This is a genomic window from Peptoniphilus hominis (ex Hitch et al. 2025) (genome assembly GCF_040096015.1).
GTDB lineage: Bacteria > Bacillota > Clostridia > Tissierellales > Peptoniphilaceae > Peptoniphilus_A > Peptoniphilus_A hominis.
This window is the reverse complement of sequence record NZ_JBBMFO010000011.1, coordinates 25100-51590: the sequence shown is the minus strand read 5'-3', so window position 1 is coordinate 51590 and position 26491 is coordinate 25100. Positions and strand designations below refer to the sequence as shown.

Genomic DNA, 26491 nt, shown 5'->3' with positions numbered 1-26491 from the left:
ACTAAGATAAAGACTTTAAAGAGAAATTGTTTTGGTATGAAAAATTTTAATTTGTTTAGAAAAAGAATTATGTTTGCATGTAAGTAATGATAGGAAAACGAGAAAATTCGCAAAACCCCTAGGGGTTTTATTTGCTATACCTATTTTTAGTAATTTTTTAGTTATTTTAGTTTTGATATTCTATTAGCGTCTAAGTATTGATTTTTAAATGAAAAGAGAAACTCGAGTTAACGAGTCTCCCCAATATTTGACATAGAGCCTTTTTTCTTGTAAATTTTTTTAATAAATTTTAAAAATTTTTAAATACAATTTTTTTAACTCCCTTAAATATATAAAAGCTTCACAAAATTTTGCCTTTCTATTTTTTTTGAATAATGTGATATCATGTTAATAGGAAGAACTAAAGATAGACCAAAAATTAAAAAGGAGTGTGTCTTATGAAAAGAAAGTTTTATATTAAGCTTGGTTTTTTATTATTGCTAATGATGGTATTCTCTTCTTGCAAATCTCAGAAGGATACAACAGTAGAAAATACTTCCAATGCAAAAGAAGTTAGCCAAGAAAATGTGGGCGAAGAAAAAGAGGAAGAGATGGCGCATAAACTCTTTGTAGAAAAAGAAAATCCAAGAATTGTTGCCTTGTCAGTGAAGGCTGCAAAGGCCTTAAAATTTTTGGGTTATGAAAATGTTGTGGCAGTACCTAATGGAGCAGAATCTATTTATCCTGATGCCAGCTCAATAGGCGATGAAAAAGAGCCCGATTTTAAGCTTATAAATAACTTAAACGCAGATTATTTTTTTACAGATTCAAGTGTAACTTATGATAAACCTTTGGGACTAGACTTTGCTTCAGCTTCCTTTGAAACCTTAGAGGACACAAAAAATGGTCTCAACTTCTTTGCCAAGGGTTTGGGTTTAGATGAAGATGATGTCAAAGAAAAAATAGATTCATTAACAGAAAATATTTAGACTCATTAATTATTTTTATAAAATTTAAAAAATTTTAAAAAAAAGTATTTGACAAGTTGATTTTTGTCTCTTATAATAACAAACAAATCATAATTTTATTTATAAAAAATATTGGAAAAAACGAGTAGGTTTATTAAAGTTTTCAGAGAGTGGGCGTTTGGTGAAAGCCTATAATGGAGATATATTCGAAAATCCTTTTTCTTTATGCAAGTCTGAATTAACAGTAAGATTTGCCGCTTTAGTAGGCGTTATCTATACTCGGCATTGATTGATGCTTGTTAAGAGAGCTTACATTTTTGTAGGAACTAAGGTGGTAACGCGATAATTCGTCCTTTGTCTATTATTTAGACAAGGGACTTTTTTTTATTTATAAAATTAAAAATTAGGAGGAAAAAATGAAAAACTTATCAAGAAGTCAGTTTACTCAAGTGAGCATAATGCTCTTTGGATTGTTCTTTGGAGCTGGAAATTTAATTTTCCCTCCATTTTTAGGAAATCAAGCAGGGAATAGAACTATAATTTCCCTTTTAGCTTTTTCTGTTACCGCAATTATCTTTCCAATACTTGGAGCTATAGCTGTTGGCAAGACTGACGGACTTAAAAACTTATCTTCAAGAGTTGGAGAAAAGTTTGCCTTAATTTTTACTACTGCAATATACCTTTCAATAGGGCCTGGTCTTGGAATACCAAGAGCTGGATCTGTTCCTTTTGAAATGGCAATAGCACCTTATGTACCAGAAACTTTTAACCTATCTCTTGTAAGGCTTGCCTATACATTTGTATTCTTTGCTGTTGCAATGTGGGTTTGCTTAAAGCCTAACAAGTTAGTTGCAAGAGTTGGAAAATATTTAACTCCAACACTTTTGCTTTTAATATTTATAATGTTTGCAAAAGTTATGACTCTACCAAAGGTACCTGCAATGGCAAGTGGAAATTATAAGGATGCTCCAGTAGTTGCTGGTTTCCTTGCAGGCTATGACACCATGGATGCAGTTGCAGCCCTTAACTTTGGTTTTGTTGTCACTCTTGCTATAAGAAGATTTGGCGTTGAAGATAAGAAGCTTGTTACAGCTTACACTGCTAAGGCTGGTTTACTTGCAGGAAGTGTTTTGTTTGTAGTTTACCTAATGCTTTCAACAATGGGCATGGTTACATCAAAGGCCTTCGCTGGCGTAGAAAATGGTGCAGTAGTACTTACAGAAGCTGTTAAGCTTGTATTTGGCAACTCTGGTTTAGTTCTTTTAGCTTCAATATTTACCCTTGCTTGTTTAACTACTTGCATAGGTTTAATATCAAGTGGATCTGAATATTTTTGCACACTATTTAACCGCAAGATGTCTTACGGCAGATGGGTTTTCCTTTGGACCTTCTTCTCCTTTGTAATGGCAAACTTTGGACTTAATAAACTTCTTGCTTTATCAGTGCCACTACTAACTGTTATATATCCAGTTGCCTTAGTCTTAATACTTCTAGGATTTACTCATGACTTTGTTGGTTACTCCAGACTTTCTTATAAGGCATCAGCCTTCTTTGCAGTTTGTCTACCAATTGTATCTGTTGCCAAGTCAACATTTAATCTAAGTCTGCCTCTATTGACAAAGCTTGAAGCAAGCCTTCCAATGGCATCAAACGGTTTGTCTTGGGCCCTACCAAGTCTTGCTGCTGTAGTTTTAGTTGAAGCATATTCAAGACTAGTGTCACCATCAAAGGCTAAGGTAAAAGCAGAAAATTATATGTAAGATAAATTAGAAATTTAAAAACAGTCTCACATGATTAATGTGGGACTTTTTTATGCTTTCTTGCAAAGAGGATAAAAAAAATTTTTGATGCTTGTGATGAAAGGAAAATATGACAAATAAATTCTAATTGAATATGATTAAAAATTTTTTTGAATAGAAAAGTATTTTTGTTAAGAAAATTGGAAAAAGAAATATTATAATAATCTCGATAATTGTTATCAATTAATTTTTTATTTAATAAAGAGAGGTGTTATATTTTGAAATTATACAAAAAATTATTTTCCTACATACCTGAGAGAAAACTTCACGGTATTCTTGCATGTCTACTTACGACCTTGGGCATTGTTTTAGAATTTTATGCCTATTATTTAATTTGGATTTTGCTAAAGAATGTATTTACTGGTGGGGTCTTATCAGAAGAAAGAAGTCTTGCAATAAAAATTTTATTTTTATTTATTGCCTATGGTCTTTTATACTTTATGGGTCTTTGGATGAGTCACTTAGCAGGTTTTAGACTTGAAACGCGTCTTCGTGAAAGAGGCATAAGGCATCTTCTTAGGGCGTCTAATACTTTTTTTGACCTACACAATTCTGGAGAAGTGAGAAAAATAATTGACAACAATGTGGAGCAAACTCACATGATTGTGGCTCACCTAATTCCTGATCAAACAGCAGCATTTTTGACTCCTATACTTATGATTATCTTGACCTTCCTATTGGATTTATATCTTGGAATATTTTTTGTAGTCATTGTACTAATAAGTCTAGTCCTTGTAAAAAATATGATGGGTGATCAGTCCTTTATGAAGAAGTACATGGATATGCTTGACGAAATGAACGCAGGTGCAGTTGAGTATGTTAGGGCCATGCCTGTAGTAAAGATTTTTAACGCACCCCTAATTGGTTTTAAAAAACTTTATGATTCGATTCTAATTTATAAAGACATGGTCTACAAGTATTCTATGTCCTGCAGGATTCCTTATGTCCTCTTCCAATGGCTTTTAAATATTTTTATAATTACGCCAATATTTTTGGGAATCTTTATGGTTAATAGGGGAGCTGATCCTGGTCTTTGGGCGGCAAAAATTTTATTTTTCACTTTATTCTCGGGGATATTCTATTTAAACACAATGAAAATTATGTATGTATCTATGCATATCTTCCAGGCAAATTCTGCTGTGGATAATCTTGAAAATTTATTCAAGGAGATGAAGGCGAAGGAAATAGAATTTGGAAACCAAAGGGAATTCTTAAACAAAAATATTGAATTTAAGAATGTAGACTTCTCCTATGACGGAGAAAATAAAATTTTAAATAACTTTTCTCTCAGTCTTGAAGAAGATAAGGTCTATGCCTTGGTGGGTAGTTCGGGTTCAGGCAAGTCAACTATTGCAAAATTAATTTCTGGTCTATACCCCGTTGACTCAGGAGAAATTTTAATTGGAAATAAAAAGATTTCTTCTTATGACAAGGAAAGTCTTATGAAAAACATAGGAATTGTTTTTCAAAATCCACAACTCTTCCAAGGTATCTCCATTTTTGAAAATGTTAAGCTTGGAAAAAGTGATGCAAGTGATGAAGAAGTATTAAGGGCATTAAGGCTTGCAAGGTGTGATGAATTTATAGACAAATTTAAAGATGGTTATGATGTAGTGATTGGAGCAGAAGGTGTAAATCTTTCTGGGGGAGAAAAGCAAAGGGTAAGTATTGCTAGGATTTTCTTAAAGAATCCAAAAATAATAATAATGGACGAAGCTTCAGCAGCTGCTGACCCTGAAAACGAGTATGAATTACAAAGAGCCTTTAAGGAATTAATAAAGAATAGGACTACAATTATGATTGCCCACAGGCTTACTTCCATAAGAGGAGTAGATGAAATTCTTTTAATCGAAGATGGAAAGCTAATTGAAAGAGGAAGTCACGATAAACTTTACAAGGAAGACAGCAAGTATAAGAAGTTTGTGGAAATGTATATGAAGGCAAATGAATGGAGGGTTGACTGATGAAAACTTATTTAAAAAATCGCTATGGACTTACAGACAAGGGGGCAGAGGGTGCCCTTGTTGCAATAAGATATTCTAGCCTAAAGACCCTTTCTTATATGCTACCTATGTTCTTACTTATGTATGTAATGCAAGGCTTGTTAAATTTAGGAGACTTTAGTCCATGGATTTCAGTCATCGCCTATGTAATAATTGCCCTTCTTATGATTTTTGTAATTAATAGGGATTACATTACAACTTACAACGAAACCTATAAGGAATCTGCAAACCTTAGGATAGAAATTTCTGAAATAATTAAGGACTTGCCTCTTAGTTTTTATTCAAGTAGAGATTTAACAGATCTTTCTCAAACAATAATGAAGGATGTAGAAGCAATTGAACATGGCCTTTCTCATGCAGTTTCAGGATTTTATGGCTTTATAATAAATCTACTTATTATTACCATTTTGTTACTAATTGGAAATTTAAAACTGGGGCTTGCAGTTATAGTGCCAATTTATATTTCTGCTATTTTGAGTTTGCTTTCCGGCAAGATTCAAAAGAAGGGAGTAAGTTCCTATTATAAGGAGCAAAGGAAGTCCTCAAAGATGTTTCAAGAACTCATAGACCTATCTACAGAGATCAAGTCTTACAATTTGACTGGAGAAAAGGAAAAAAGTGGCGTTGACTTTGTTAGGTCCTTAGAAAAGGAGCATATTAAATCGGAATTGGGACAAGTTATCCCCAATGTTTTTGCAACAGTTGTGGCAAACTTATCCCTTGCCCTTGCAATATATGTTGGATTAAATAGCTTGATAGATGGAGAAATAAATATCTTGTATTTTGCAGCCTACTTATTTGCTTCAGCAAGATTAATTGATGGAGTTGCAGCCTTCAGTGCATTTTATATGGAGTTAATGTATATTGATTCACCAGTTGAAAAGATAAAGGCCCTAAGGAATGAAAAAATTCAAAGGGGAAAAAGAGCAGATTTGAAGTCCTTTGACATTAAAGGAGATAAGGTTTCCTTCTCTTACCTCGATGACAAAAAAGTTATAGATAATATTTCCTTTAAGGCCTTGCAGGGAAAGACTACTGCCCTTGTTGGTCCATCTGGTTGCGGGAAGTCTACCCTAATAAAATTAGTGGCAAGATTATATGATTACGACTCTGGGGAAATCACAATTGATGGTAAGGAGATAAAAAATATTGCCACACAAGACTTGTTCAAACACATTTCCATGGTCTTTCAGGACGTAACCCTCTTTAATGGATCGGTAATGGAAAATATTAGGCTGGGCAGGTCCAGTGCCAGTGACGAAGAAGTTCTTGAAGCAGCAAGGCTTGCCAACTGTGATGACTTTGTAAAGAAATTGCCAAGGGGATATGAAACAGAAATCGGCGAAAATGGTTCCAACTTATCTGGCGGTGAAAGACAAAGAATTTCTATAGCAAGGGCCTTCTTAAAGGATGCAGAAATAATTCTTTTAGACGAAATTGCCGCATCACTTGATGTGGAAAATGAAAAGTACATCCAAGAGTCTTTGAATAAATTAACAAAGAATAAAACTGTTATCATAATATCTCACAGGATGAAGTCAATAGAAAATGTAGACCAAATAATTGTTATGAAAGACGGAAAAATTGAAGACTTTGGAAAACATGAAGAACTAATAGAAAGAAGCAAGACTTACAAGAAGATGATTGAGTCATCAAATAAGTCAGAAGAATTTGTATATTAGGAGGAGATAAAATGAATAAAAATAATATGAATGGTCTAAAAACAAAGGATTTGATTACTATAGGGGTTTTCACAGCTCTCTATTTTATATTTAATATGATTGGGGGAATGCCTTTTGGAATGAATCCTGTATTAACCTTTTATCAGCCAATGGGTAGTGCTCTTCTATCAGGAATAATATTTATGTTTCTGATCTCGAAAGTGGCTAAAAGAGGAACAATTGCTATTTTGGCAATAATAATTTGTATTTTGAGATTTGCAACAGGCATGCATTGGGCTATGGGTCTTGGAACTTTAGTTATGGGAATAATTGCTGAATTTATAGCAGGAAGCAAGGCATATAAAAGTAAAAAAATAAACATCCTTTCTTTTGGAGTATTTGCACTTGGAGATATAGGGACTTTTGTCGTATATTTTATGGATCCTAAGTCTTGGTCAAATGCAATGATAGAAAAGGGGACAGATATAACATATATACAGTCTATGAATGCAGCAGCTGCTGATTGGATGATTTATGTTATTGTGATTGGAACTTTTTTAGTTGCTTTATTTAGTGCTTTTATAGGTTCTAAACTTTTAAAAAAGCAATTTGAAAAGGCGGGTATTATATGATTTTAGGAGAATTGAATACACATATTAATCCATGCACAAAAATAGTTTTACTATTTTTGTGCATAATTATATCTAGTATATTGCCCTCAATAGAATATGAATTAGCTTTTGTAGCATTAATTGCTATTTTTAGTCTTATAAATAGAAAAATCAAAATTGCTTTTACTGGGATATTAATATATCTATTAGTATATTTTCTTAGTATTTTAACTGTAAGATATGGAAGTAATACTTTTAGAAGCATATTTATGCCATTTTTGGGTTTAGTTAATAAAATTTATCCGGTATGTATGCTTTCTATGACAATACTAAGGACAACGAAAGTGGGGGAATTTTTATCTGCTATGGATTACGTTAATGTTTCTAAAAAAATTTCTATTCCCCTAGCAGTAATGCTTAGGTATATGCCAACAGTAAAAGAAGATTGGCGATATATAAAAGATTCAATGGGGCTTAGAGGGATTTCTCCATCCTTTTTTGGATTTATAAAAAACCCTTCTTTAACCGTAGAATGCATTTATTCTCCTATGATAATTATGGCAGCAAAAGCAGCAGATGAATTAACTATAGCTTCCATCACAAGAGGAATTGAATCACCAAATAAACGAACTTCAATTATAAGAATTAATTTTGGAATTTTAGATTATTTATCTCTAATAATTGGAGTAATAATTACTGCATTTACAATATATTTGAGGTATTTTTATGATTAAGTTAAATGAAGTTTGTTTCAAATATAGAAACACTAAGGATATTAGCTTAGATAATATAAATCTAGAAATAAAAAAAGGAGAGTTTATTTTAATATGTGGTTCTTCTGGATCTGGCAAAACCTCTATTACAAGGCTTATAAATAAGTTGATACCATATTATTATGAAGGAGATTTAAATGGTGATGTAAAAATAAATGATAAATTATTATCTAACTATCAAATGTTTGAACTTTCAAAAAATGTCGGAAGTGTTTTTCAAAATCCTAGAACCCAATTCTTTAATGTGGATACAAATAGTGAAATTGTATTCGCATTAGAAAACCAAGGAATAGAAAGAGAAATTTTAGAAAAGAAATTAGATGAAACCTGCAATAAATTAGAAATAAATAAACTAAAAAATAGAAATATTTTTTATTTATCTGGAGGAGAGAAACAAAAAATTGCTTTTGCATCAGTTTATGCAACAAATCCAGATATTTATTTACTTGATGAGCCTTCTTCTAATTTGGATATACCTACCATAGATATATTAAAAAAACACTTATCCATGTTGAAAGAGAGTGGTAAAACAGTTATTATATCTGAACACAGAATCTATTATGTAATGGATTTAGTTGATAGAATTATTTATATGAAGAATGGGAAAATTGATAAAATTTTTTCAAATAAAGATTTTTTAAGTTTATCTGAAGATGAAATTAAGGATATGGGTTTAAGAACAAGAAACAAACCTAGTTTAAATATAAAAGAAAAATCACCAATTATAGATAAGTCTTATTTACAAGTAAATAATGTTTCGATATATAGGAAAGATAAATGTCTTATAGATAAACTTAATTTTTCTGCAAATAAGGGAGATATTATTGCTGTTTTAGGATCTAACGGCATAGGGAAAACTACTTTTTTAAGAACTCTTTGTGGACTTTATACTGATTATAAGGGTGAGTTTATTTTAAAATCTAAAAAAATTGATGAAAAAGCAAGAAAGCAAATATCTTATATGGTTATGCAAGACGTAAATTATCAATTATTTGCTGAGAGTGTCTTTGCTGAGTGTAAATTAGGCATAAAGAACGCAAAAGATGATTTAATTAATGAACTACTAAATGATTTTGACTTATATAATTATAAAAATAGCCACCCTAACACTTTGTCTGGGGGACAAAAGCAAAGACTTGCAATAGTTTGTGGACTATTGTGTAACAAAGAAATTTTTATTTTAGACGAGCCTACAAGTGGGCTTGATTATAAAAATATGATTAAAACTGTAGAATTATTAAAGTTACATTCAAAAGATAAAATTATTTTTATAGCTACCCATGATTTTGAATTTGCAAGTTTAATTTGTAATCGTGTATTGAATTTATAAAAAGTTCGAAAGAAAATATTTTGGAGTTTGTAAATGAAAAATAATAAGAATTTAGCTTCTTGGGACTTTGAAGTCGTCGATGATAATGATGATTTTATAGAGTATCGAGGGATAAGCCATCCTAAAAATAAAATGAAAAATTATAAACTTTTCCCAGGACTTATGCTCATGTATATTGACTTAAGAGAAAAGTATCAAGTGCAGGCTTCTGATAGTAAGGGGATGAAGGGTTATAGGATTTCTTATAGCTATGAAGGTAATTACTTTACCTATATCAATGATACAAAAATTTTAATAACTCGAGAAATTTTTATTGGCAAGGCCCTTCCCTATGCAAGGGAATCCTATACAACCAAGGACAGGGTTCAGGCCTTTAACTTTTTCATTTTTGAAAACCAGATAGATAAGGATTCCTTTTACGGTAAAATCCTAGTGGAATTTTTGAAAAAAATAAATTCAATAAAGGATATGGGTTTTGTATATAGGAATGAAAGACTAATTCAAAGGGCCAATGAACTTATCCAAGTCCTAAAAAGTGAAGATATCTTGGGGATTTCTATAAAGGCTCTGGATTTAATTTACGATATTACACGAGAAAAAACTTCAGAAATAAGAAAATCTTATCAAAAGGAAGAAAAAAGCGAAGAAATTATTTTAATTGAAGAGTTTATTAAAGAAAACTTAGATAAGGATATTACCTTAGACTTACTTACCAAGAAATTTAAAATCTCGAAGTCAAACCTAAACAAAAAATTCATCAGAAAATTTCAGTACACTCCTATAAAGTACCTCAACAATTTAAGGATGATGAAAGCAGAAGAAATTTTAATGAATACAGATAAAAACATAACAGAAATTTCTATGGAACTTGGTCTCACAAGTCCATCAAATTTCACAAGGTCCTTTAAAAAATTTACGGGACTAAGTCCAAGTGAATACAGAAAAAAAGAAGCTCTAAGTGAATGAGCTTCTTTTTAATGTTTAAATTTTATAAAGTAAAGGAACCGATGTAATAATATTTACCTGCGTCCTTTAAGTCGATTGTCCATTTTTTATTTATGCCAATAGTCTTTAGCATTTCTTCCATGTAGAATAAGATTACGCCCATGTCGATAAGTGATCTGTTGTCTTCATCAGATTTTACCATATAAGCATCAACTTCTGATCCCTTAAGGACAAATCTCCAAGGTTGGAAATTTTTGTGACTTGGTGCATATCTTACTGATGAAAATACATCGAAGACGCCATAGTTTTCAAGTGTTTCTATGGAAATAGGATTTCCAATTGTATCTGCGAAGACAATTTCTTCAACGCTAAGTCTTGAACTTGTAACTTCTGGGTCAAATAATTTTTTCTTTTGTCCATAGCCAAGAGCAATTAGATAATCTATGCCTGTGCCATTTTCTCCGAAGATGGCTCTTTTTGTGTCTGCATCAACGCTATCAACTGTAATCCAACAAGTGTCTATGTCAAGGTCAACAATTTTTGTGTTTAATTTTTCTAGGCAGTAGCCACCCTTTAATATGTTAAGCGGTTTGTCTCCGTCAATGTCTAGTGCAATGTAGTGTGGAGCTTCTATCATGACTCCTGCATAGCCTGCTTTGCCTCTTAGTCCTTCAGCAACAATTTTTCCGTTTTCATAAAGAGAAAAACTTATGCCGCTTTCATTAGTTCCCATTTCGTCCATAAGTAATTTTATATTTTCCAAGGCATCTCTTGGAACTGTGTCCGTTTTAAAATTTCTGACAGACTTTCTTTTTTGCAAGAAATTTGTCATTAACATAGTAATACCCCCTAAACCAGTTTATATTTAAATTATATCACAATAGCAGGGTTAAAAAAATAGATTTAAAATATTTATGAAATAGTTTACACTAGAGTGGGAGGGATAATGTGAAATTAACATCTAGTCAATTAAAAGCTGTGGAACATTTTAAGGGACCTGCAATAGTTCTTGCTGTTCCTGGCGCAGGCAAGACAACTATGATTTTACATAGGACTAAGAGATTAATAGATAGGGGAGTGGACCCAAAGAGCATTCTTACTATTACTTTTTCCAAGGCGCAAGCTGTTGACATTAAGATGCGTTACAATTTAATGTTTGAGGATAAAAATGTTGTCTTTTCCACTATTCACGCCTTTTGTTATTCCATAGTTCGAGATTACTCTAAAAAATCTGGCAAGTCCCTTAGCCTCATTGATTCAAATTTAAAGAAAAAATATGAAATTTTAAGAGATATTTATAGAGATGTCAACAAAACTTATCCCACTGAAGAGCGAATTGAGACGGCAATTTCTGAAGTTGGCTACTGCAAAAATATGATGCTAAGTCCAGCTTCCTTTGCCAAGACAAAAAGATGCGACACTGACAACTTCGTCAACTTTTATGAGACCTATGAAAAGTATAAAAAGGACAAAAATTTAATTGACTTTGACGACATGATAAATCTAGCTTATGAGATTTTAAAAAGTAATGCATCTATAAGAAAAAAATATAGAGATAGGTTCAAATTTATTCAGCTTGACGAGGGGCAAGACACAAGTAGGAGTCAGTTTCAAGTTTTAAAACTTTTGGCTAAGCCTGACAACAACTTATTTGTTGTTGCTGACGACGACCAATCTATTTACGGCTTTAGGGGCGCCAGCACTGAAGAACTTTTTAAGCTGCAAAAAGACTATGAGGACATTGCGACTTTTTATATGGAAGAAAATTTTCGTTCAACAAAAAATATTGTAAACATTGCAAATATTTTTATTGCCCAAAATGAAAATCGCTTCGAAAAAACTGTTGTCACAGACAATCCCTTTGCTAAGCCTGTAAATATTATTAAGGTCAAGGAGCCCAAGGACCAGTATGCCTTTATCGAAAGGGAACTTCAAAAGGAGGCAGGGGACCTTTGTGTTTTATACAGAAACAATCTATCCAGCATTGGTCTTGTGGAGTATTTTGAGAGAAAAAATTATGATTTTAATATAAAGGACAAAAAGACTAAGTTCTTTTCTCACTTTATAACTCGTGATATTCTAGATATTTTAAATTTTTCTCATGATCTTTCTGATATTGACCTCTACGAAAAATTTTACTTTAAATTAGATGGCTACATTTCCAAAAAGCATATCGACTATATGAAGAGAAATAGGGGCAAAAATATTTTTAATATTTTAAAGGATTATCCAGGACTTCCATCTTACTACCACAAAAATATTAACAAGTTATTAGTTGGCTTTAGAAAAATTGCAAGATCTAATGTCTACGATGCCATTAATTATATAGACAAGGAAATGGGTTATGGAAAATATTTAAGAGAAAATGCCAAGAGATTCATGGAAACAGAGGCGACTTTAAACGAATACCTCTACTATTTAAAGTTAATTGCAAAAAACACTGAGTCTCTGGATTTATTTATTGGAAGGTTAAAGGAGTTGGAGTACGACCTCTTAAAGCCAAGAAGTAATAAGGCAAATTTAACTTTTTCAACTATTCATTCTGCCAAGGGGCTTGAGTTTTCCCGAGTTTTTGTTGTAGACTTATATGAGGGGACTTTGCCCTCTACTGCAAGTCTTGATGCCATAAGAGAAGATGAAGAGCTTTTTTGTGAAGAGCGAAGACTCTTTTATGTTGCCATGACTAGGGCAAAAAATGAATTATACTTAATGTACTCCCGATACACAAATGGAATGAAAAATGAAATTTCATCTTTTGTAACAGATTTAGAAACTTTGGCAGGTGATTAAAATGGATTTAAATGAAGAGATAAGAAAAATAATTAAAATAAAAGATGACATGCTCTTAAACAGTCTCTTTGATGAGTATCACCCTGTGGATATTGCCCTGGAGGCAGAGGACTTGGAAGATGAGGAACTGGAAACTTTTGTCAGCCTAGTAAGCCACGACAACATGGCACTTCTCTTTGAATCGGCAGAAGATGACCTTAGCGCAAGGATGATGGCATATTTTACTGATGATGATTTAATAGATATTTTTGCTCACATGGAAACTTCAATAGTTGCCGACCTTTTGGGTGTTCTTTCCACTGTGAGGAGAAAGGCAATCTTGTCCTCAATGAAAAGTGCAGAGAAAAACACCTTGAAGATGATACTTTCCTTTGACGAAGAGTCTGCCGGCGGTATCATGACCACAAATTTTATTGCCCTAAAGGAAAATTTGACGGCAGAAGAAGCCATAAAAAAACTTAGGGCAATTTCACCTGAGACGGAAATTATTGACGAAATTTTTGTAACAGACGATTATCACAGACTGCAAGGCATTGTGACAATTAGGGACCTTTTGGTTTCCAATGCAAAGACAGCTTTAAGAGATATCTTGGAAGAAGTGGACTTTTATGTATATGGCACTGATGACCAAGAAGTTGCAGCAAACCTCTTTAGCAAGTACGAGCTTGACATTTTGCCAGTAGTAAACAGCAACATGGCAATCCTTGGCGTTATTACATCAGAAGACATCATCGCCATCATCGACCAAGAGCACAATGAAGATATTTTGCAGATGCACGGTGTTAATGCAGATGAAGTTTATGACTCAACTTGGTTTGACTCCTTTAAGAGCAGGATTCCCTGGTTAATTGTAAATTTACTGACAGCCTTTTTGGCATCATCTGTTGTAAAGGGTTTTGAGTCCACAATTTCACAGGTAGTCGTCCTATCTGCAGCCATGCCAATTGTAACTGGAATGGGCGGCAACGCAGGCTCACAAACTCTTTCAATTATACTTACATCACTCGCTCGTGGTGAATTGTCCCTCAAAGAGGATTATAAACTCATTTTTAAGGAAATATTTTTGGGACTTTTTGAAGGAGCCATTATAGGAATTTTGGCGGCAGGAGTTTTTGTATTTTGGCATCACAATATCTATTTAGGATTTATTTTATTCTTAGCCATGATTGCCAACATGATAATTGCCTGCTCCATGGGCTTTCTCATTCCACTGGTCTTGGATAAGATGAAAATAGACCCAGCCATAGCCTCATCAATTTTTCTAACAACATTTACAGATGTATTTGGATTTTTTATCTTCTTAGGACTTGCCACAGTTTTCTTGCCACTTTTAATTTAAATAAAAACCACAGTTTACTTTAAGATTTTTGTAAGCTGTGGCTTTTTTTAATTTCTTTCAATATAATTTTGTATTTCTCTTTCGCTTGAAACTACAACTTTTCCATCAGAGTCTAGGAGGGGAGTGAGGCTGATTCCGTAGCCTGCATTTAGGTGTATATAGTTAACTCCCGTCTCAGTGTCTAATAGAATTTGTATGGACTCAGTAAGAGAGCCCTCCTTAAAAATTTTTATAAATCTCTTGTCTTCTCTATCTTTAAACATATTAAGCTCCCAATACTTTTTCATAGGCAAATCTTTCACTTTTGCCGCCAAGATAAACTAGTCCCACATAAGAATATTCCATTGAGTTTAAAAGATTTTGCATGGACTTATTTTCTCTGTGGGTGTCAATGCGAACTGATTTAAAATTATTTTCCCTTGCATAGGCTTCTGCAAATTCAATAATTTTTCTGCCATAGCCCTTTTTTCTTTCACTCTCGAGAGTTCCAATCCTGTGAAGAGCCACATAGGGCCTTGGACTTTTCCATTCTCCAGCTAAATTATTTTCATAGTCCTCATCATGGTCGTAAATTATTACAGTGGACACTACTTTTCCTTGGTCTTCTAAGACATAAATATTTCTGTTTTCTATAAGATCTTTAAAATTATTTAAATTTGGCTTGTCAGGACCCTGCCACTGGTTTATGCCCAGCGATTTTAATTTAAGAGAGCCATCTTCATAAATTTTTTCGATTTTTTCTCTATCTAATTCTCTTGCAAGTCTAAATTCCATGTTTCCTCCAAAACTACAGGCACTTTTTCTGATATTTCCAGTGAATTTCTCGTGACAAGGCAGTCGTAGGCGAGAATTTTTACCCCAGCCTCTCTTGCCCTTATAAGTCCCTGCGAAAAATTTTTATCTGTCAGGTAATTTGGCGTGAAAAACTTTACGCCCTTCATTTGAATTACAAAGAGGATGTAAGTTAAGTATTCGCCACTAGCATCAATGAGACCATTTATATGCTTAAGTCCCCTTGTAGTTGGCGCATCGGGGAAGGAGACGATACCCTTATTTTCAAGAGTCACGCCCTTGACTTCTAAAAGAGCCCTTTTGCCTTCGCCTTCTAAATAAAAATCAAAGCGGGAATCGCCATGAGAGTATTCTCTTTTTATTTTATTATATTTAAAGCCAAGGTCAATTTTATTTTGCAAAAATGCCTGGTAAGCTACCTCGTTGGGAGCTTGTGAGTCAATATTTATAATTTTATCGCCCTTCATGACGGCAATGAGGGTGTAGGAAGTCTTTCTATTGGGACTGTCATTATAAGTTAGAAAAACTGTGGCACCTTCTCTTAAAATTTCCTTGCACCTGCCAGTGTTTGGCACATAAACAGTAAGAGTCAAGAAACCCTTTTTGCAAAGAGCGATAAATCTATTTTTTCTATATAAAAATTCTGCTTTTAAAACACTCTTGTATTTCATAATTCACCCCAAAATATTATACAGTGAACTTTAAAATATGTAAAACTTGTTGTATCATAGGATAAAGGAGTGAGGACATGGACGCATTAGTTGTAATTGACATGCAGAATGATTTTATAAGTGGCTCTCTAAAGGGAAAAAAGACAGAAAAACTTTTAGATAAAGTTGTGGAAAAGGTAGAGGAATTTAAGGGAGAAATAATTTACACCCTGGATACCCATTATGAAGACTATTTAAAGACAAAGGAAGGAGAAAATCTTCCCATTGAACACTGCATAAAGGGTACATGGGGTCACGAAATTGCAGACGCATTAAAGGAAACAAAAAATTTTGATAGGGCGAAAAAATTTGAAAAAAATACTTTTGCATCCATTGAACTGGGAGAGTATTTAAAAAGTTTAGATGAAAAAGAGGGCATAGATAGCATTTATTTCTTGGGACTTGTGACAGATATTTGCGTAGTTTCCAATGCCTTATTGGTAAAGGGATTTTTGCCAGAAAAAAATATTTATATCTACAAAGATTTGACAGAGGGACTTACAGAGGAAAAGAAGGCAGCAGCCATTAGCGTAATGGAATCTTGTCACATAAAGGCTATTTAAATTTTTTATTATTGCTCAAGGAAAATTTTTAGTGGTAAAAATTTATAGGTACAGAAAAAAAGACAGGGGGGACTGTCTTTTTTGCGTTATTTTTAAATCTATTATGAAATTATTTTTGGATCGCCTATATTTAAGGAGTAATAGTAAATTTTTGCCGCGTCTTCCACATATTCTGCTGATAAAAAGGCAGACTCCATGTCCTTGCCGCAAGAGACAACCCCGTGATTTGCTAGTAGGCAGGAGTTTGATTTTTTCAAATAGGGAAGGATAGACCTTGCAAGTTCAAGGGATCCTGAAGGCTCAAAGGGAGCTACTTCAATCTCGCCACCTAAAAAGGGTTCCATCTCAATTAAAATTAGGGGAATTTTTTTTCGTGAAACTGCAAAGGCTGTGGCAAAACTTGAATGAGTGTGGACTATGGCATTGTAGGATGGATAATTTTTATAAATTTCCGCGTGCATCATCCACTCTGAGGAAGGTTTTTTGTCTCCCTCTAATCTTTCACCCTTAAAATTTATTTTTACAATGTCATCTTCTGTAATTTCTAAGTAGTCCATGCCACTTGGGCTAATGTAAATTTCATCATCTTGACCCCTAAGGCTTAAATTGCCGCTAGTGCCTGCCACTAATTTTTTATCTAAAAGTTTTTTTCCATATTCTACTAAAATTTTTCTGTAATTCATGTCGCACCTCAAATATAATTTATCACATCTTACCTGCAATTGACAATTGCTTATCCTGTGTTAGACTAAAGATAAATGGAGAGATACTATGTTAAAGAAAAAAATTTTTGAAAATTATAAAAAAAGTGCAGACTATATTTTAGAAAAGATAAAAACAAGGCCAGAGCTTGCCATAATTCTCGGCACAGGTCTTGAAAATCTTTTAGATGAAATGGAAAATAAGCTAGAAATTGACTACAGAGATGTGCCAAATTTTTTGGTTTCCACAAGTAATAGTGAGGGAAAATTTATTTTTGGAAAATTATCAGGCAAGTTTGTAATTTGCATGACCAAAAGATTTCACTACTATGAAGGCTATGACTTTGACGAACTTGCCATGCCAGTTTATGTTTTAAAGCTCCTTGGGGTAAAAAATTTAATTCTTACAAATGCAGCTGGAGCTGTGAATTATAATTTTTATCCAGGAGATATTTGCCTAATTAGAGACCACATAAATTTTGCTGGCGTGAGCCCAACTAGGGGCAACAATTTGTCAGAATTTGGTGAAAGATTTTATCCCATTGACAATTTATATGACAAGGAACTTAGAAGGATAGCAAAAAAATCTGCCCTTGAAGAGGGGATTGACTTAAAGGAAGGAGTTTACTTCTTCACTGTAGGACCATTTTTTGAATCACCATCAGAAATTAGGGCAATAAGAAGTCTTGGCGGCGACTTAGTTGGTATGTCAACTATTACAGAAACTTTGACGGCTGGTCATTGCGGCATAAGGGTCCTTGCCTTTTCAGTTGCCACAAATTATTCCTCTGATCGCATAGAAAATATGGACGGAAGCGAAGTTGAAGATGTGGCAAGGGAAGTTTCGCCAAAATTAAAAAATTTGATTGTGAAAATAATTGGGGAGTTGGAATAAATGAAGAGACAAGATTATGATATGCCCTTTATGCTAAAATATGAAAATGTGGCTTGGTATGAAGATGGAGAAGTTAGGATTTTAGACAGGAGAGTCTATCCCAAGGAAATACGCTTTGAAATATGTAGGACTCACAAGGAAGTTGCAAAAGCTATTAAGGACATGGTGACACAGTCGGCAGGACCCTACACAGCAGCAGGAATGGGCATGGCACTTGCAGCCTATGAGGCGAGAGATTTAAGGGGCGAAGAGTTATTAAACTTCTTAGAAGGTGCAGCAGAGACAATTTCCACTGCAAGACCAACTACATCTACAAGACTTAAAAAAGTCACTAGAGGGTCTATAGAAGCTGCCAAAAAGGCAATGGAAAGTGGAGATGACGTAGTGGAGGCTCTTTTCCAAGAATCTATAAATTCTTTAAACAGAAGATACAGCGCCATGAATGAAGTTGCAAAATATCTCTGCGATTTGATACCTGATGGGGGAAAAGTTTTGACCCAATGTTTTGCAGAGACAATTATTGGCACAATGACTAGGACTTTAAAAGAGCAAGGGAAGAATGTTAAATTCTACTGCGCCGAAACTAGACCCTACTATCAAGGGGCTAGGCTCACTGCAACATGCATAAGCCAAATGGGTTTTGACACCACAGTCATAACAGACAATATGGTTGCCTACACCATGGAAAATATAGGCATAGACTTATTTACATCGGCATCGGACACAATAACTTTAGATGGTCATGTGGCAAATAAAGTTGGCACTCATCAAATTGCCATCGTGGCTCGCCAGTTTAAGGTGCCCTTTTATGTAACGGGCATGCCAGATGGGGAAAAGAAAGCTAAAGACGATATAGTAATTGAACTTCGTGACCCTTCACTTGTATTAGGAGACCACACAGCAGAGGGAGTAAAGGCAATTTATCCTTCCTTTGACATAACGCCACCAGAACTTATTACAGGCTTTGTGACAGACAAGGGAATTTATAAGCCAAGTGACCTGAAAAAATATTTAGAGACAGATCACAAAAGTTATTATTAATTTTAAAAATTTGCATGAAAAAAGGAGAGCAGTTCGAGTTTACTGTTCTCCTTTTTGTTTTCTAATCATTAATATTATTTTTGCAAGTAGTTCATGAATTTTTAAATATAAATCTTGTATTCTAGCTTTTATTAGACTTTCCTCACAAGTGTAAGAAAAACTAACTCGCTTGCCATCTTCGTCATCATACCAGCAACTACCCATAATAAATCCTTTTTCTTTGCATTCTTTTCGCATTTTCTTTTCTAATTTATATCTAAAAATTATTTTTCTAAAAAATTTCATAGTTTAATTATTTAAAGAAATTAGTTATACCATTATTTAATTCATCAATAGATACTTCAAATTACCTGTTTTCAGAATTTAAGAAAATTACAGAATTATCGGACTTTGCAAAAACAAGATTTGTACATAATACACATACAAAAACTAATGAAGTTATTAAGTTAAAATTTTTTAACTTCAAGCTATAACCTCCTATTTAAACAACATTAAGAAAAAGGTTTAATTATGAATAATATAACCATTATTAATTAATAATATAAAATATCTTAAAAAAGTGTTACGAAAATAAAGTTAATTATGAACCAAATCATCTTAAATAGAAGTTCAAAAAGTGTAAAGGCAATGGCGTACCAGCCAATGAAATTAATTTTTGATCTTCCAATAAACTCTCTGCTGTAAAGAGTGATTGCAATTAAGACAGAAAGCACAACTAATAAAAATGTGGCAAGAGGCATTGCTGTCAAGGCTTGCAACATGTTGTATTTTAAGAAGCCACCGAAGGGTGAAATTAAAAAGCCAAGGAACAAAAATACCTTACAAATTATCCAGTTTATAAGGGCGAATTTTTTCACTTCAGGATAAGATGTGTCAATGTCGTCTCTGTCAGTTGCAATATTAAGTGGTACATAAAATTCAAAATAGTCAAAGACCATTTTAAGAATTAAAAATAAAATTAAAATAAATCTAAAAGACCCGCTGCCAATTAAAAGTGCAAGGGCATTTAATAAAGCGCCTATTCCAATTACAATTTTACTTTCCTTTGAGCCAAAGTCGCCAACGTAATTTGAAATCTTGTTGGTAATTTTACTTAAAAAGTCTAAAACCTTGTCCAGACCGTCCATGGATTTTTGTGAAATTTTTGTTTCCACGTCGCTTACCTTGTTGGATAGGTCTTCTTCAATGACCTTGTCAACCTTTGAATCCACAGAATTTATTTCCTTGACAGGTTTTTCGCCCTTGTCTTTAAAGGAAAATAGTGCCTTGAGATTTTTAGATTTTTTCTCTTTAAGAAGAGTTGCTGCCTCTTTTTCTAGGGGCTCTACTTTTTCTGAAGCTTTTGAATCCTTAGAAATTTTTTCTTCGCCAGAAGCTTTAATTTTATCATGGTCTTTTTTGTCAGAAATAATTTCTTTTGATTTTTTTTCTTCTTCAGCTTCTTTTGCTTTTTTCTTTTTTTCCTCTTCAGATTTTTTTATGGCATTTTCAATATCAATCTTTGGAGTGGAAAGAGTGTTCTCAAAAGTTTTTTCTGAATCTTTAAGAGATTTGCTTATCTCCAAATTTCTCGTGTCTTCTTTTTTCTTGCTGTCGTCTTTTATGCTTGAGAAAATAGAAAATTCATCGTCTTCTTCGTTAATGAAATTTTTCCACTTTTCTTTTAAAGAAAATTTCTTATCCTTATCAATTTTTATATCTTCTAAATTATAGGAATTTTCAAAAGAATCATCCTTAGAGATGATATCTTGTGAAGATTTTTCTTCTTTTGCAGAAGAAGTTTTTTCCTTTTCCTTATAATTTGATTTTTTTAGCTCTTCTTGAACTCTTCTAACCAGTTCTTTTTGGCTCATGCCAAATTCAGATTTAACATCATTATTGGCAGCTAAAAATTCTTTGTCAGCTTTTTTTGTGTCAATAGGATCAAGTTTCTTTTCAGAAACTTTAGATTTTTTTTCTATATCAATATCCTTTGCAGGAGATTTTTTAATTATCTTTTCCTTTGCAGGTGATTTTGATTGGACATTGCCCTTTTGGTAGTCTTCAATATTTTTGGAAATTTTTCTGTCTACTTCAGCAATAATGTTTTTGAGTTCATCAGTGGTGTCAATGGCATCAAGAGACTTTGGATTAAAGACTCTAGTGTGTTCAGAAACTTTTTTTACCTTAGTGGTGTCTTCTTTTTTGTCATCTACCTTGGATGTAATTCTTACCTTGACATCCTTTAAGTTGTGACCACAGGAAGCACAAAAGTTGTCCTCTTTAGAGACAGGATTTCCACATTTTGGACAAAACAATTTAGCACCTTCTTTCATTATTTCTATTAAAATATTATAACATATTTTTACTAGTGGACAAATCTTTTATATAGTAAATTAAAGAATTACAAAAGCTCTTACCAGCAAAAAAAATGTATTTAAAAGTAAAATTATGTAAAAAAAGAAGCCTCGAAAGGCTTCCTTTAAAAGTTAAGCTAAATTATTTTGCTTCTTTTTCAGCGTTAGCTTGGTTAGTAGCTTCTTCTGCTTTTGCGTTTTCAGCTTTAGCGTTGATTTCTTCTTTAGCTTCTTCTTCTTCAGCTTTTACATCAGCTTCAGCTTCTTTAGCGTTAGCTTCAACTTTAGCTTTGTTAGCTTCAGCTTGTTCTTCTACTGCATTTTCTTTAGCGTTAGCAGCTTCTTCAGCTTTTTTGTTAGCGCCTTGGCATGCTACCATACCTAACATTAATACAGAGATCATTCCAACGCTTGCTATTTTCTTTAAATTTTTCATTTTAATAAATCCTCCTATTTGAAACACATTGTTTCTTTGATTTGTCTACATAATATACTTGCCATGTGAAAATTATGTGAAGAGGATGTTAAATATTTTGGAAAAAGAAAAATTGTCTCTAAATCCTTAAATTTAATTTAATAAAAAATTTTTTCATGTATAATTATTTTAGGTGAGAAAATGTACAAAGCATTATATAGAAAATACAGGCCAAAAACCTTTGACGAGATTTGTGGTCAAGAAGCAGTTACAACTTCATTAAAGAATCAAGTAAAAAATGGTGAAATAAGTCACGCCTATATATTTCAAGGAACTAGGGGAACGGGAAAGACATCTGCTGCAAAAATTTTGTCCCGTGCAGTAAATTGTCTTCATCCTATTGATGGCAATCCCTGCAATGAGTGTGAAAATTGCAAGGCTATCTTAAGCGAATCAGTTTTAGATGTAGTGGAAATGGATGCCGCAAGTAACAATGGTGTTGACGATATAAGAGAGCTAAAGGAAAAAGTAATTTATCCGCCTCAATCTTTAAAGTACAAGGTCTACATAATTGACGAGGTTCACATGCTCTCCAAGGGAGCCTTTAATGCCCTCTTAAAAATTTTGGAAGAGCCGCCAAGACATTTAATATTTATACTTGCAACTACTGAAATACAAAAAATTCCTGCCACAATTTTATCTAGGTCTCAAAAATATAATTTTAAGAGAATTTCTATAGAAGAAATTACAGAAAACTTAAAAAAAATTACAGACCTTGAGGGAAAATCCTGTGACGAGGAAGTTTTTACTCTTATTGCCAAGTCTTCTGATGGTGCAATGAGAGATGCCCTTTCAGTTTTGGACCAACTTATTACAAAGAATAGGGACCATATAAAGTTAGAAGATGCCATGGAAGTCCTTGGTATTTCCTCATCAGAACTTTTATTTTCACTTTCAAGGGCTCTTGTGGAAAAAGATGTAGCTGGGGCACTTTATGCCATTGATGAAATTTATAAAGAGGGCGTGGACTTTAACACTCTTTCTTCACAAATTTTAAATCACTTTAGAGATTTTTTACTGGTAAAAACTTTAAAGGACCCGAAAAAAATAATCTATACATCTCACTTAAGTGAGTTTCAAGAAATGGCTGGAGAAATTGACCTAGAAGACCTACTTATTATTATCGACATTTTAAAAAATCTTGCAGTGGAAATAAAATATGCAGACAATAAGCGCGTGGTCTTCGAAATGAATGCAATAAAAATTTGCAAGAGACTTGTAAAAGACGACATGGCTCTAAGACTTAAGGCCTTGGAAGACAAGTTAAGTAGCCTTGAAAATAAGGGGCTTGCAAATAATTTTAGGCATGAAGAAGTTTTTCCTGCAATGAATAAATCAGATATAGAAAAAAATCTTGATAAGGTTACTGATAAAAAAGAAATCCCAAATAATTCTGACCATTATATTTTAAGGGATGGGGGAGAGGACCAGTCAATTGAAAAATCAAATCAATCTGCTATAATAGAGGATAATAGTGAAGTTAATCAAGTTGGAGAAGTTACACTTTCTCTTGAAAAAATAAACAGCGATTGGGGAAAAATTCTAGCAGAACTTAAATCTAAAAGTTACACTGGCTTTGGAGGATTTTTGACCTTTGCTAAACTAGAAAAGTTTCACGACAATATTTTAGAAGTAGTTTTTCAAGAGGGGTATGAATTTTACTACAATTACTGCTCAGAGCCTGAGAGAAAAAATATTTTGCCAGACCTATTAAAGTCCATTTACGGCAAGGATATTGATGTTAGGTTTAAACTTCAAAAAGCTGGAGCAGACAAGTTAGAAGAAATTTTTGGGAAAAATAATATAGAAGAAATTTAGGAGGAAATATGGCTAGAGGTGGATTTAACGGCTTCCCTGGTGGAGGCGGAAGAAATAATATGATGAAGCAAATTGAAAAGCTTCAAAAACAAATGGAAGAAATGCAAGAAAATTTGGCAAATGAAGAAATTTCTGCAACTTCTGGTGGCGGAGCAGTTTGTGCAACTGTAAATGGAAACAAGGAACTTATTTCTATTAAGCTTGACAAAGATGCAGTTGATCCTGATGATGTTGAAATGCTTGAAGATCTAATCGTGGCTGCAGTAAATGAAGCTATGAGAAATGCTGAAAGCAAAATGAATTCTCAAATGGGCAAATTAACTGGTGGATTAAATATTCCGGGGCTATAAGATGAACAAAGAAATTGGTCCTATTGAAGATTTAATAAAAAAATTAAATAGACTTCCTGGGATTGGTTCTAAAACTGCTCAAAGGCTTGCCTATCACATTATAGGTCTCGATGATGCTGAAGTTGTAAGTTTAAGTGATGCCATCATTGCTGCAAAGAGAAATACAGTTCAGTGTTCCATTTGTATGAATTATGCTGACAGCGACCCCTGCCATATTTGTTCAAGTAAGATAAGGGACGACTCTATTATTTGCGTAGTAGAAAGCCCCAAGGATGTAGACGCCATGGAGAGGTCTAACAGCTTTCGTGGAAAATACCATGTACTTCACGGTGTAATTTCGCCACTAAAGGGGAAATCGCCAGAAGATGTAAGGGTAAAGGAACTCATTGAGAGAGTGAAAAAGGAAAATATTAAAGAAGTAATAGTTGCAACTAATCCCACTGTTGATGGCGATGCAACTGCAACTTATATAAAAAATATTTTAAAGGACTTTGATATTACAGTTTCGAGAATAGGATACGGCTTGCCAGTTGGAGGAGATCTTGAGTTTTACGACGAGATCACCATTCAGACTGCCATGGAAAATAGAAGAAGGCTAGATTAATTTTGGGACTTGGTCCCAAATTTTTTCTTTAAAAAACTTTAGAAAGGGGAAAATTTTGTCTAACAACAAAAATAATTTTAATAAATATATTCCCACAATTCTCTATGTAATTTTGGCGATAGTGATTTTTTACCTAGTCGCCATAGTTTTTGTGCCAAGGCTTAACAAGGAAAAGGACATAAAAGAAATTGACTATGTTTCCTTTGTAAATCTTGTCAACAGGGGCGAAGTTAAAAAGGCAGAGGTTCGAGATAGGACCATTGCCTTTGAAATAGAAAAAGATGGGAAGAAAGTTAAGTATGAAACTAATAGGATGTATGATCCAAATTTAGTTGATAGGTTAGTAAATAAAAATGTAAAGTCTGCTCAAGTTTATAAGCCTGAAATGAATCCAGTGCTTTCCTTTATAATTTCAACTATTGCTACCTTTGCAATTCTTATTGCCTTTTGGATCTTTCTCTCAAAATTTATTTTCAAGAGAATGGGCGATGTTGGTCCCATGAGTCTTGGCAAAAGTGGAGCAAAGATCTATGTTGAATCTACTGATGGAATTAAATTCGAAAATGTAGCGGGACAAGATGAGGCAAAGGAAGCCTTGTCAGAACTTGTGGACTTTTTACACAATCCAAAGAAGTACACAGAAATTGGTGCAAAACTACCTAAGGGGGCCCTATTAGTTGGTCCTCCAGGCACTGGTAAGACTCTTCTTGCCAAGGCTGTGGCAAGTGAAGCAGAGGTACCCTTCTTTTCAATTTCAGGTTCAGCCTTCGTTGAAATGTTTGTAGGTCTTGGTGCTGCTAAGGTTAGAGACTTATTTAAGCAAGCAGTAGAAAAGGCTCCTTGCATAATTTTTATTGACGAAATCGACACAATTGGCAAGAGAAGAGATGGGTCTGGAATTTCTGGCAACGATGAAAGAGAGCAAACTCTTAACCAACTTCTTTCAGAGATGGACGGCTTTGACGCCAAGGCTGGAGTTGTAATTCTCGCTGCCACAAATAGGCCAGATTCTCTTGATCCAGCTCTTTTAAGACCAGGAAGATTTGACAGGAGAATACCAGTTGAGCTACCTGACTTAAGTGGAAGGATAGCAATACTAAGAGTTCATGCCAAGGACATAAAAAAGGAAGAAAATATAGATTATGACAAAATTGCTCGTGCCACTGCAGGTGCATCTGGTGCCGACCTTGCCAACATGATAAATGAGGCAGCCCTTCGTGCAGTTCGTGAAGGCAGAGACAAAATGAGTGAAAGAGACTTGGAAGAATCTGTAGAAGTTGTCCTTGCAGGTTATGAAAAGAAAAATGCAGTTATTTCTCCAAAGGAAAAGAGAATAATTGCCTACCACGAAGTTGGTCACGCCCTTGTTGCTGCAAAGCAAAAGGATTCTGCACCAGTTCACAAAATTACAATTATTCCAAGAACATCAGGAGCTCTTGGCTACACTATGCAAGTTGATGAGGAAGAAAAATTCCTTATGACTAAGGAAGATGCCATAAATAGCATTGTAACCCTAACTGGCGGAAGGTCAGCTGAAGAATTAATTTTTAACATCAGGACAAGTGGTGCGTCAAATGACATTGAAAAGGCGACAAAAATTGCCAAGGCTATGGTTACAAGATTTGGAATGACAGATGAATTTGGCTTTGTTGCACTGGAATCAATGACCAATGCTTACCTTGGTGGCGATACATCATTACAATGTTCACCACAAACACAATATGAAATAGACGAGGCAGTCCAAAAAATTATTGACCAGGCTCACGATGAGGCTAGAAAAATTTTAAAAGAAAACATCAGGGCTCTTCATGCCATTGCAGAATATCTTCTTCGTCAAGAAACAATAACTGGCGAAGAATTTATGGACATTTTAAAGGAATACGATGAGAAAGAAAATCAAGTTGAGGTCCAAGATGATGGCGAGTCTATAGATGAAAGCCAAGAGATGTAAAGGCAAAAACATATAAAAAACCCATAAACAACTAATTTTAGGTCAAGAAGATTTTTC

25 protein-coding genes and 1 other annotated feature are annotated in these 26491 nt (G+C 33.7%); of the genes, 17 read left to right on the top strand and 8 right to left on the bottom strand.

The features are described from left to right. The first annotated feature begins 437 nt into the window (after positions 1 to 437). The 8 genes from WMO19_RS04880 (at position 438) to WMO19_RS04845 (ending at position 10090) form a co-directional block, all read left to right on the top strand. Complete coding sequence (locus WMO19_RS04880) at positions 438 to 968, top strand: hypothetical protein (RefSeq protein ID WP_349170470.1); 531 nt, start codon at positions 438 to 440, stop codon at positions 966 to 968. A gap of 103 nt (positions 969 to 1071) precedes the next feature. After that, positions 1072 to 1305 (top strand) — a binding site (T-box leader). A gap of 58 nt (positions 1306 to 1363) precedes the next feature. After that, positions 1364 to 2707 carry a branched-chain amino acid transport system II carrier protein gene (gene brnQ, locus WMO19_RS04875; RefSeq protein WP_349170468.1) on the top strand — a complete coding sequence of 448 codons (1344 nt, stop codon included), beginning with the start codon at positions 1364 to 1366 and terminating at the stop codon, positions 2705 to 2707. A 257-nt stretch (positions 2708 to 2964) separates the two neighbouring features. Beyond that, a complete protein-coding gene (locus WMO19_RS04870) occupies positions 2965 to 4710 on the top strand; it encodes an ABC transporter ATP-binding protein (RefSeq protein ID WP_349170466.1) in 1746 nt (581 codons plus the stop codon). Then, on the top strand, positions 4710 to 6431 hold the full coding sequence (locus WMO19_RS04865; RefSeq protein ID WP_349170464.1) for an ABC transporter ATP-binding protein: 1722 nt from the start codon (positions 4710 to 4712) through the stop codon (positions 6429 to 6431). Before WMO19_RS04870 ends, WMO19_RS04865 begins: the two co-directional genes overlap by 1 nt. Positions 6432 to 6442: 11 nt before the next feature. Beyond that, positions 6443 to 7042: an MptD family putative ECF transporter S component gene (locus WMO19_RS04860; protein WP_264350349.1), complete on the top strand. Its 600-nt coding sequence runs from the start codon at positions 6443 to 6445 to the stop codon at positions 7040 to 7042. Continuing rightward, the gene (locus WMO19_RS04855) at positions 7039 to 7755 is read left to right on the top strand and encodes an energy-coupling factor transporter transmembrane component T (RefSeq protein WP_316719511.1); all 717 of its coding nucleotides are present in this window, start codon (positions 7039 to 7041) and stop codon (positions 7753 to 7755) included. Before WMO19_RS04860 ends, WMO19_RS04855 begins: the two co-directional genes overlap by 4 nt. Then, positions 7748 to 9124 (top strand): ABC transporter ATP-binding protein, encoded by a 1377-nt coding sequence (locus tag WMO19_RS04850; protein ID WP_316719512.1) that lies wholly within the window; start codon positions 7748 to 7750, stop codon positions 9122 to 9124. The genes WMO19_RS04855 and WMO19_RS04850 overlap by 8 nt, the downstream gene beginning before the upstream one ends. Before the next feature lie 33 nt (positions 9125 to 9157). Next, positions 9158 to 10090: a helix-turn-helix domain-containing protein gene (locus WMO19_RS04845; protein ID WP_349170461.1), complete on the top strand. Its 933-nt coding sequence runs from the start codon at positions 9158 to 9160 to the stop codon at positions 10088 to 10090. Between the two features lie 22 nt (positions 10091 to 10112). Here the strand turns inward: WMO19_RS04845 and WMO19_RS04840 are convergent, their stop codons facing one another. Then, entirely contained in the window at positions 10113 to 10907 is a 795-nt protein-coding gene (locus tag WMO19_RS04840; RefSeq protein WP_349170459.1) for a nitroreductase family protein, read from the bottom strand. Between the two features lie 110 nt (positions 10908 to 11017). Here WMO19_RS04840 and WMO19_RS04835 point away from each other — a divergent pair, with 110 nt between their 5' ends. Next, positions 11018 to 12859 (top strand): ATP-dependent helicase, encoded by a 1842-nt coding sequence (locus WMO19_RS04835; protein ID WP_349170457.1) that lies wholly within the window; start codon positions 11018 to 11020, stop codon positions 12857 to 12859. 1 nt (position 12860) lies between these two features. After that, the gene (mgtE, locus tag WMO19_RS04830; protein ID WP_349170455.1) at positions 12861 to 14198 is read left to right on the top strand and encodes a magnesium transporter; all 1338 of its coding nucleotides are present in this window, start codon (positions 12861 to 12863) and stop codon (positions 14196 to 14198) included. 47 nt (positions 14199 to 14245) lie between these two features. On the opposite strand, the gene WMO19_RS04825 is transcribed toward mgtE, so the two are convergent. The 3 genes from WMO19_RS04825 to sfsA are packed head-to-tail and all read right to left on the bottom strand — an operon-like array spanning position 14246 to position 15661. Then, a complete protein-coding gene (locus WMO19_RS04825) occupies positions 14246 to 14461 on the bottom strand; it encodes a DUF6440 family protein (protein WP_349170453.1) in 216 nt (71 codons plus the stop codon). A gap of 1 nt (position 14462) precedes the next feature. Then, positions 14463 to 14972, bottom strand: a complete 510-nt coding sequence (locus WMO19_RS04820) for a GNAT family N-acetyltransferase (RefSeq protein WP_349170452.1) — start codon at positions 14970 to 14972, stop codon at positions 14463 to 14465. Beyond that, positions 14945 to 15661, bottom strand: a complete 717-nt coding sequence (sfsA, locus tag WMO19_RS04815) for a DNA/RNA nuclease SfsA (RefSeq protein WP_349170450.1) — start codon at positions 15659 to 15661, stop codon at positions 14945 to 14947. The genes WMO19_RS04820 and sfsA overlap by 28 nt, the downstream gene beginning before the upstream one ends. A gap of 77 nt (positions 15662 to 15738) precedes the next feature. On the opposite strand from sfsA, the gene WMO19_RS04810 reads away from it, so the two are divergent. After that, positions 15739 to 16263, top strand: coding sequence for a cysteine hydrolase family protein (locus tag WMO19_RS04810; RefSeq protein WP_349170448.1), 525 nt, complete (start codon positions 15739 to 15741; stop codon positions 16261 to 16263). 101 nt (positions 16264 to 16364) lie between these two features. Here WMO19_RS04810 and WMO19_RS04805 read toward each other — a convergent pair whose 3' ends face one another. Then, a complete protein-coding gene (locus WMO19_RS04805; protein ID WP_349170447.1) occupies positions 16365 to 16946 on the bottom strand; it encodes a class II aldolase/adducin family protein in 582 nt (193 codons plus the stop codon). Positions 16947 to 17034: 88 nt separating this feature from the next. Between WMO19_RS04805 and WMO19_RS04800 the strand changes: the two genes are divergently transcribed. Next, positions 17035 to 17859, top strand: a complete 825-nt coding sequence (locus WMO19_RS04800; RefSeq protein ID WP_349170445.1) for a purine-nucleoside phosphorylase — start codon at positions 17035 to 17037, stop codon at positions 17857 to 17859. Beyond that, positions 17860 to 18900: a s-methyl-5-thioribose-1-phosphate isomerase gene (locus tag WMO19_RS04795; protein ID WP_349170443.1), complete on the top strand. Its 1041-nt coding sequence runs from the start codon at positions 17860 to 17862 to the stop codon at positions 18898 to 18900. A gap of 39 nt (positions 18901 to 18939) precedes the next feature. Here the strand turns inward: WMO19_RS04795 and WMO19_RS04790 are convergent, their stop codons facing one another. The 3 genes from WMO19_RS04790 to WMO19_RS04780 form a co-directional block, all read right to left on the bottom strand. After that, positions 18940 to 19185 (bottom strand): hypothetical protein, encoded by a 246-nt coding sequence (locus tag WMO19_RS04790; RefSeq protein ID WP_187115836.1) that lies wholly within the window; start codon positions 19183 to 19185, stop codon positions 18940 to 18942. A gap of 266 nt (positions 19186 to 19451) precedes the next feature. Then, positions 19452 to 21215: a zinc ribbon domain-containing protein gene (locus WMO19_RS04785; protein ID WP_349170441.1), complete on the bottom strand. Its 1764-nt coding sequence runs from the start codon at positions 21213 to 21215 to the stop codon at positions 19452 to 19454. A 163-nt stretch (positions 21216 to 21378) separates the two neighbouring features. Further along, on the bottom strand, positions 21379 to 21699 hold the full coding sequence (locus tag WMO19_RS04780) for a hypothetical protein (RefSeq protein ID WP_349170439.1): 321 nt from the start codon (positions 21697 to 21699) through the stop codon (positions 21379 to 21381). Between the two features lie 153 nt (positions 21700 to 21852). On the opposite strand from WMO19_RS04780, the gene dnaX reads away from it, so the two are divergent. Genes dnaX through ftsH form a run of 4 tightly spaced genes read left to right on the top strand, consistent with a single transcriptional unit; the run spans position 21853 to position 26434 of the window. Beyond that, positions 21853 to 23529 carry a DNA polymerase III subunit gamma/tau gene (gene dnaX, locus WMO19_RS04775; protein ID WP_349170437.1) on the top strand — a complete coding sequence of 559 codons (1677 nt, stop codon included), beginning with the start codon at positions 21853 to 21855 and terminating at the stop codon, positions 23527 to 23529. Positions 23530 to 23537: 8 nt separating this feature from the next. Further along, positions 23538 to 23879, top strand: coding sequence for a YbaB/EbfC family nucleoid-associated protein (locus WMO19_RS04770; protein ID WP_019124256.1), 342 nt, complete (start codon positions 23538 to 23540; stop codon positions 23877 to 23879). 1 nt (position 23880) lies between these two features. Then, positions 23881 to 24483: a recombination mediator RecR gene (gene recR, locus WMO19_RS04765; RefSeq protein ID WP_349170435.1), complete on the top strand. Its 603-nt coding sequence runs from the start codon at positions 23881 to 23883 to the stop codon at positions 24481 to 24483. 55 nt (positions 24484 to 24538) lie between these two features. Further along, a complete protein-coding gene (ftsH, locus tag WMO19_RS04760; protein WP_349170434.1) occupies positions 24539 to 26434 on the top strand; it encodes an ATP-dependent zinc metalloprotease FtsH in 1896 nt (631 codons plus the stop codon). Positions 26435 to 26491: the final 57 nt, after the last annotated feature.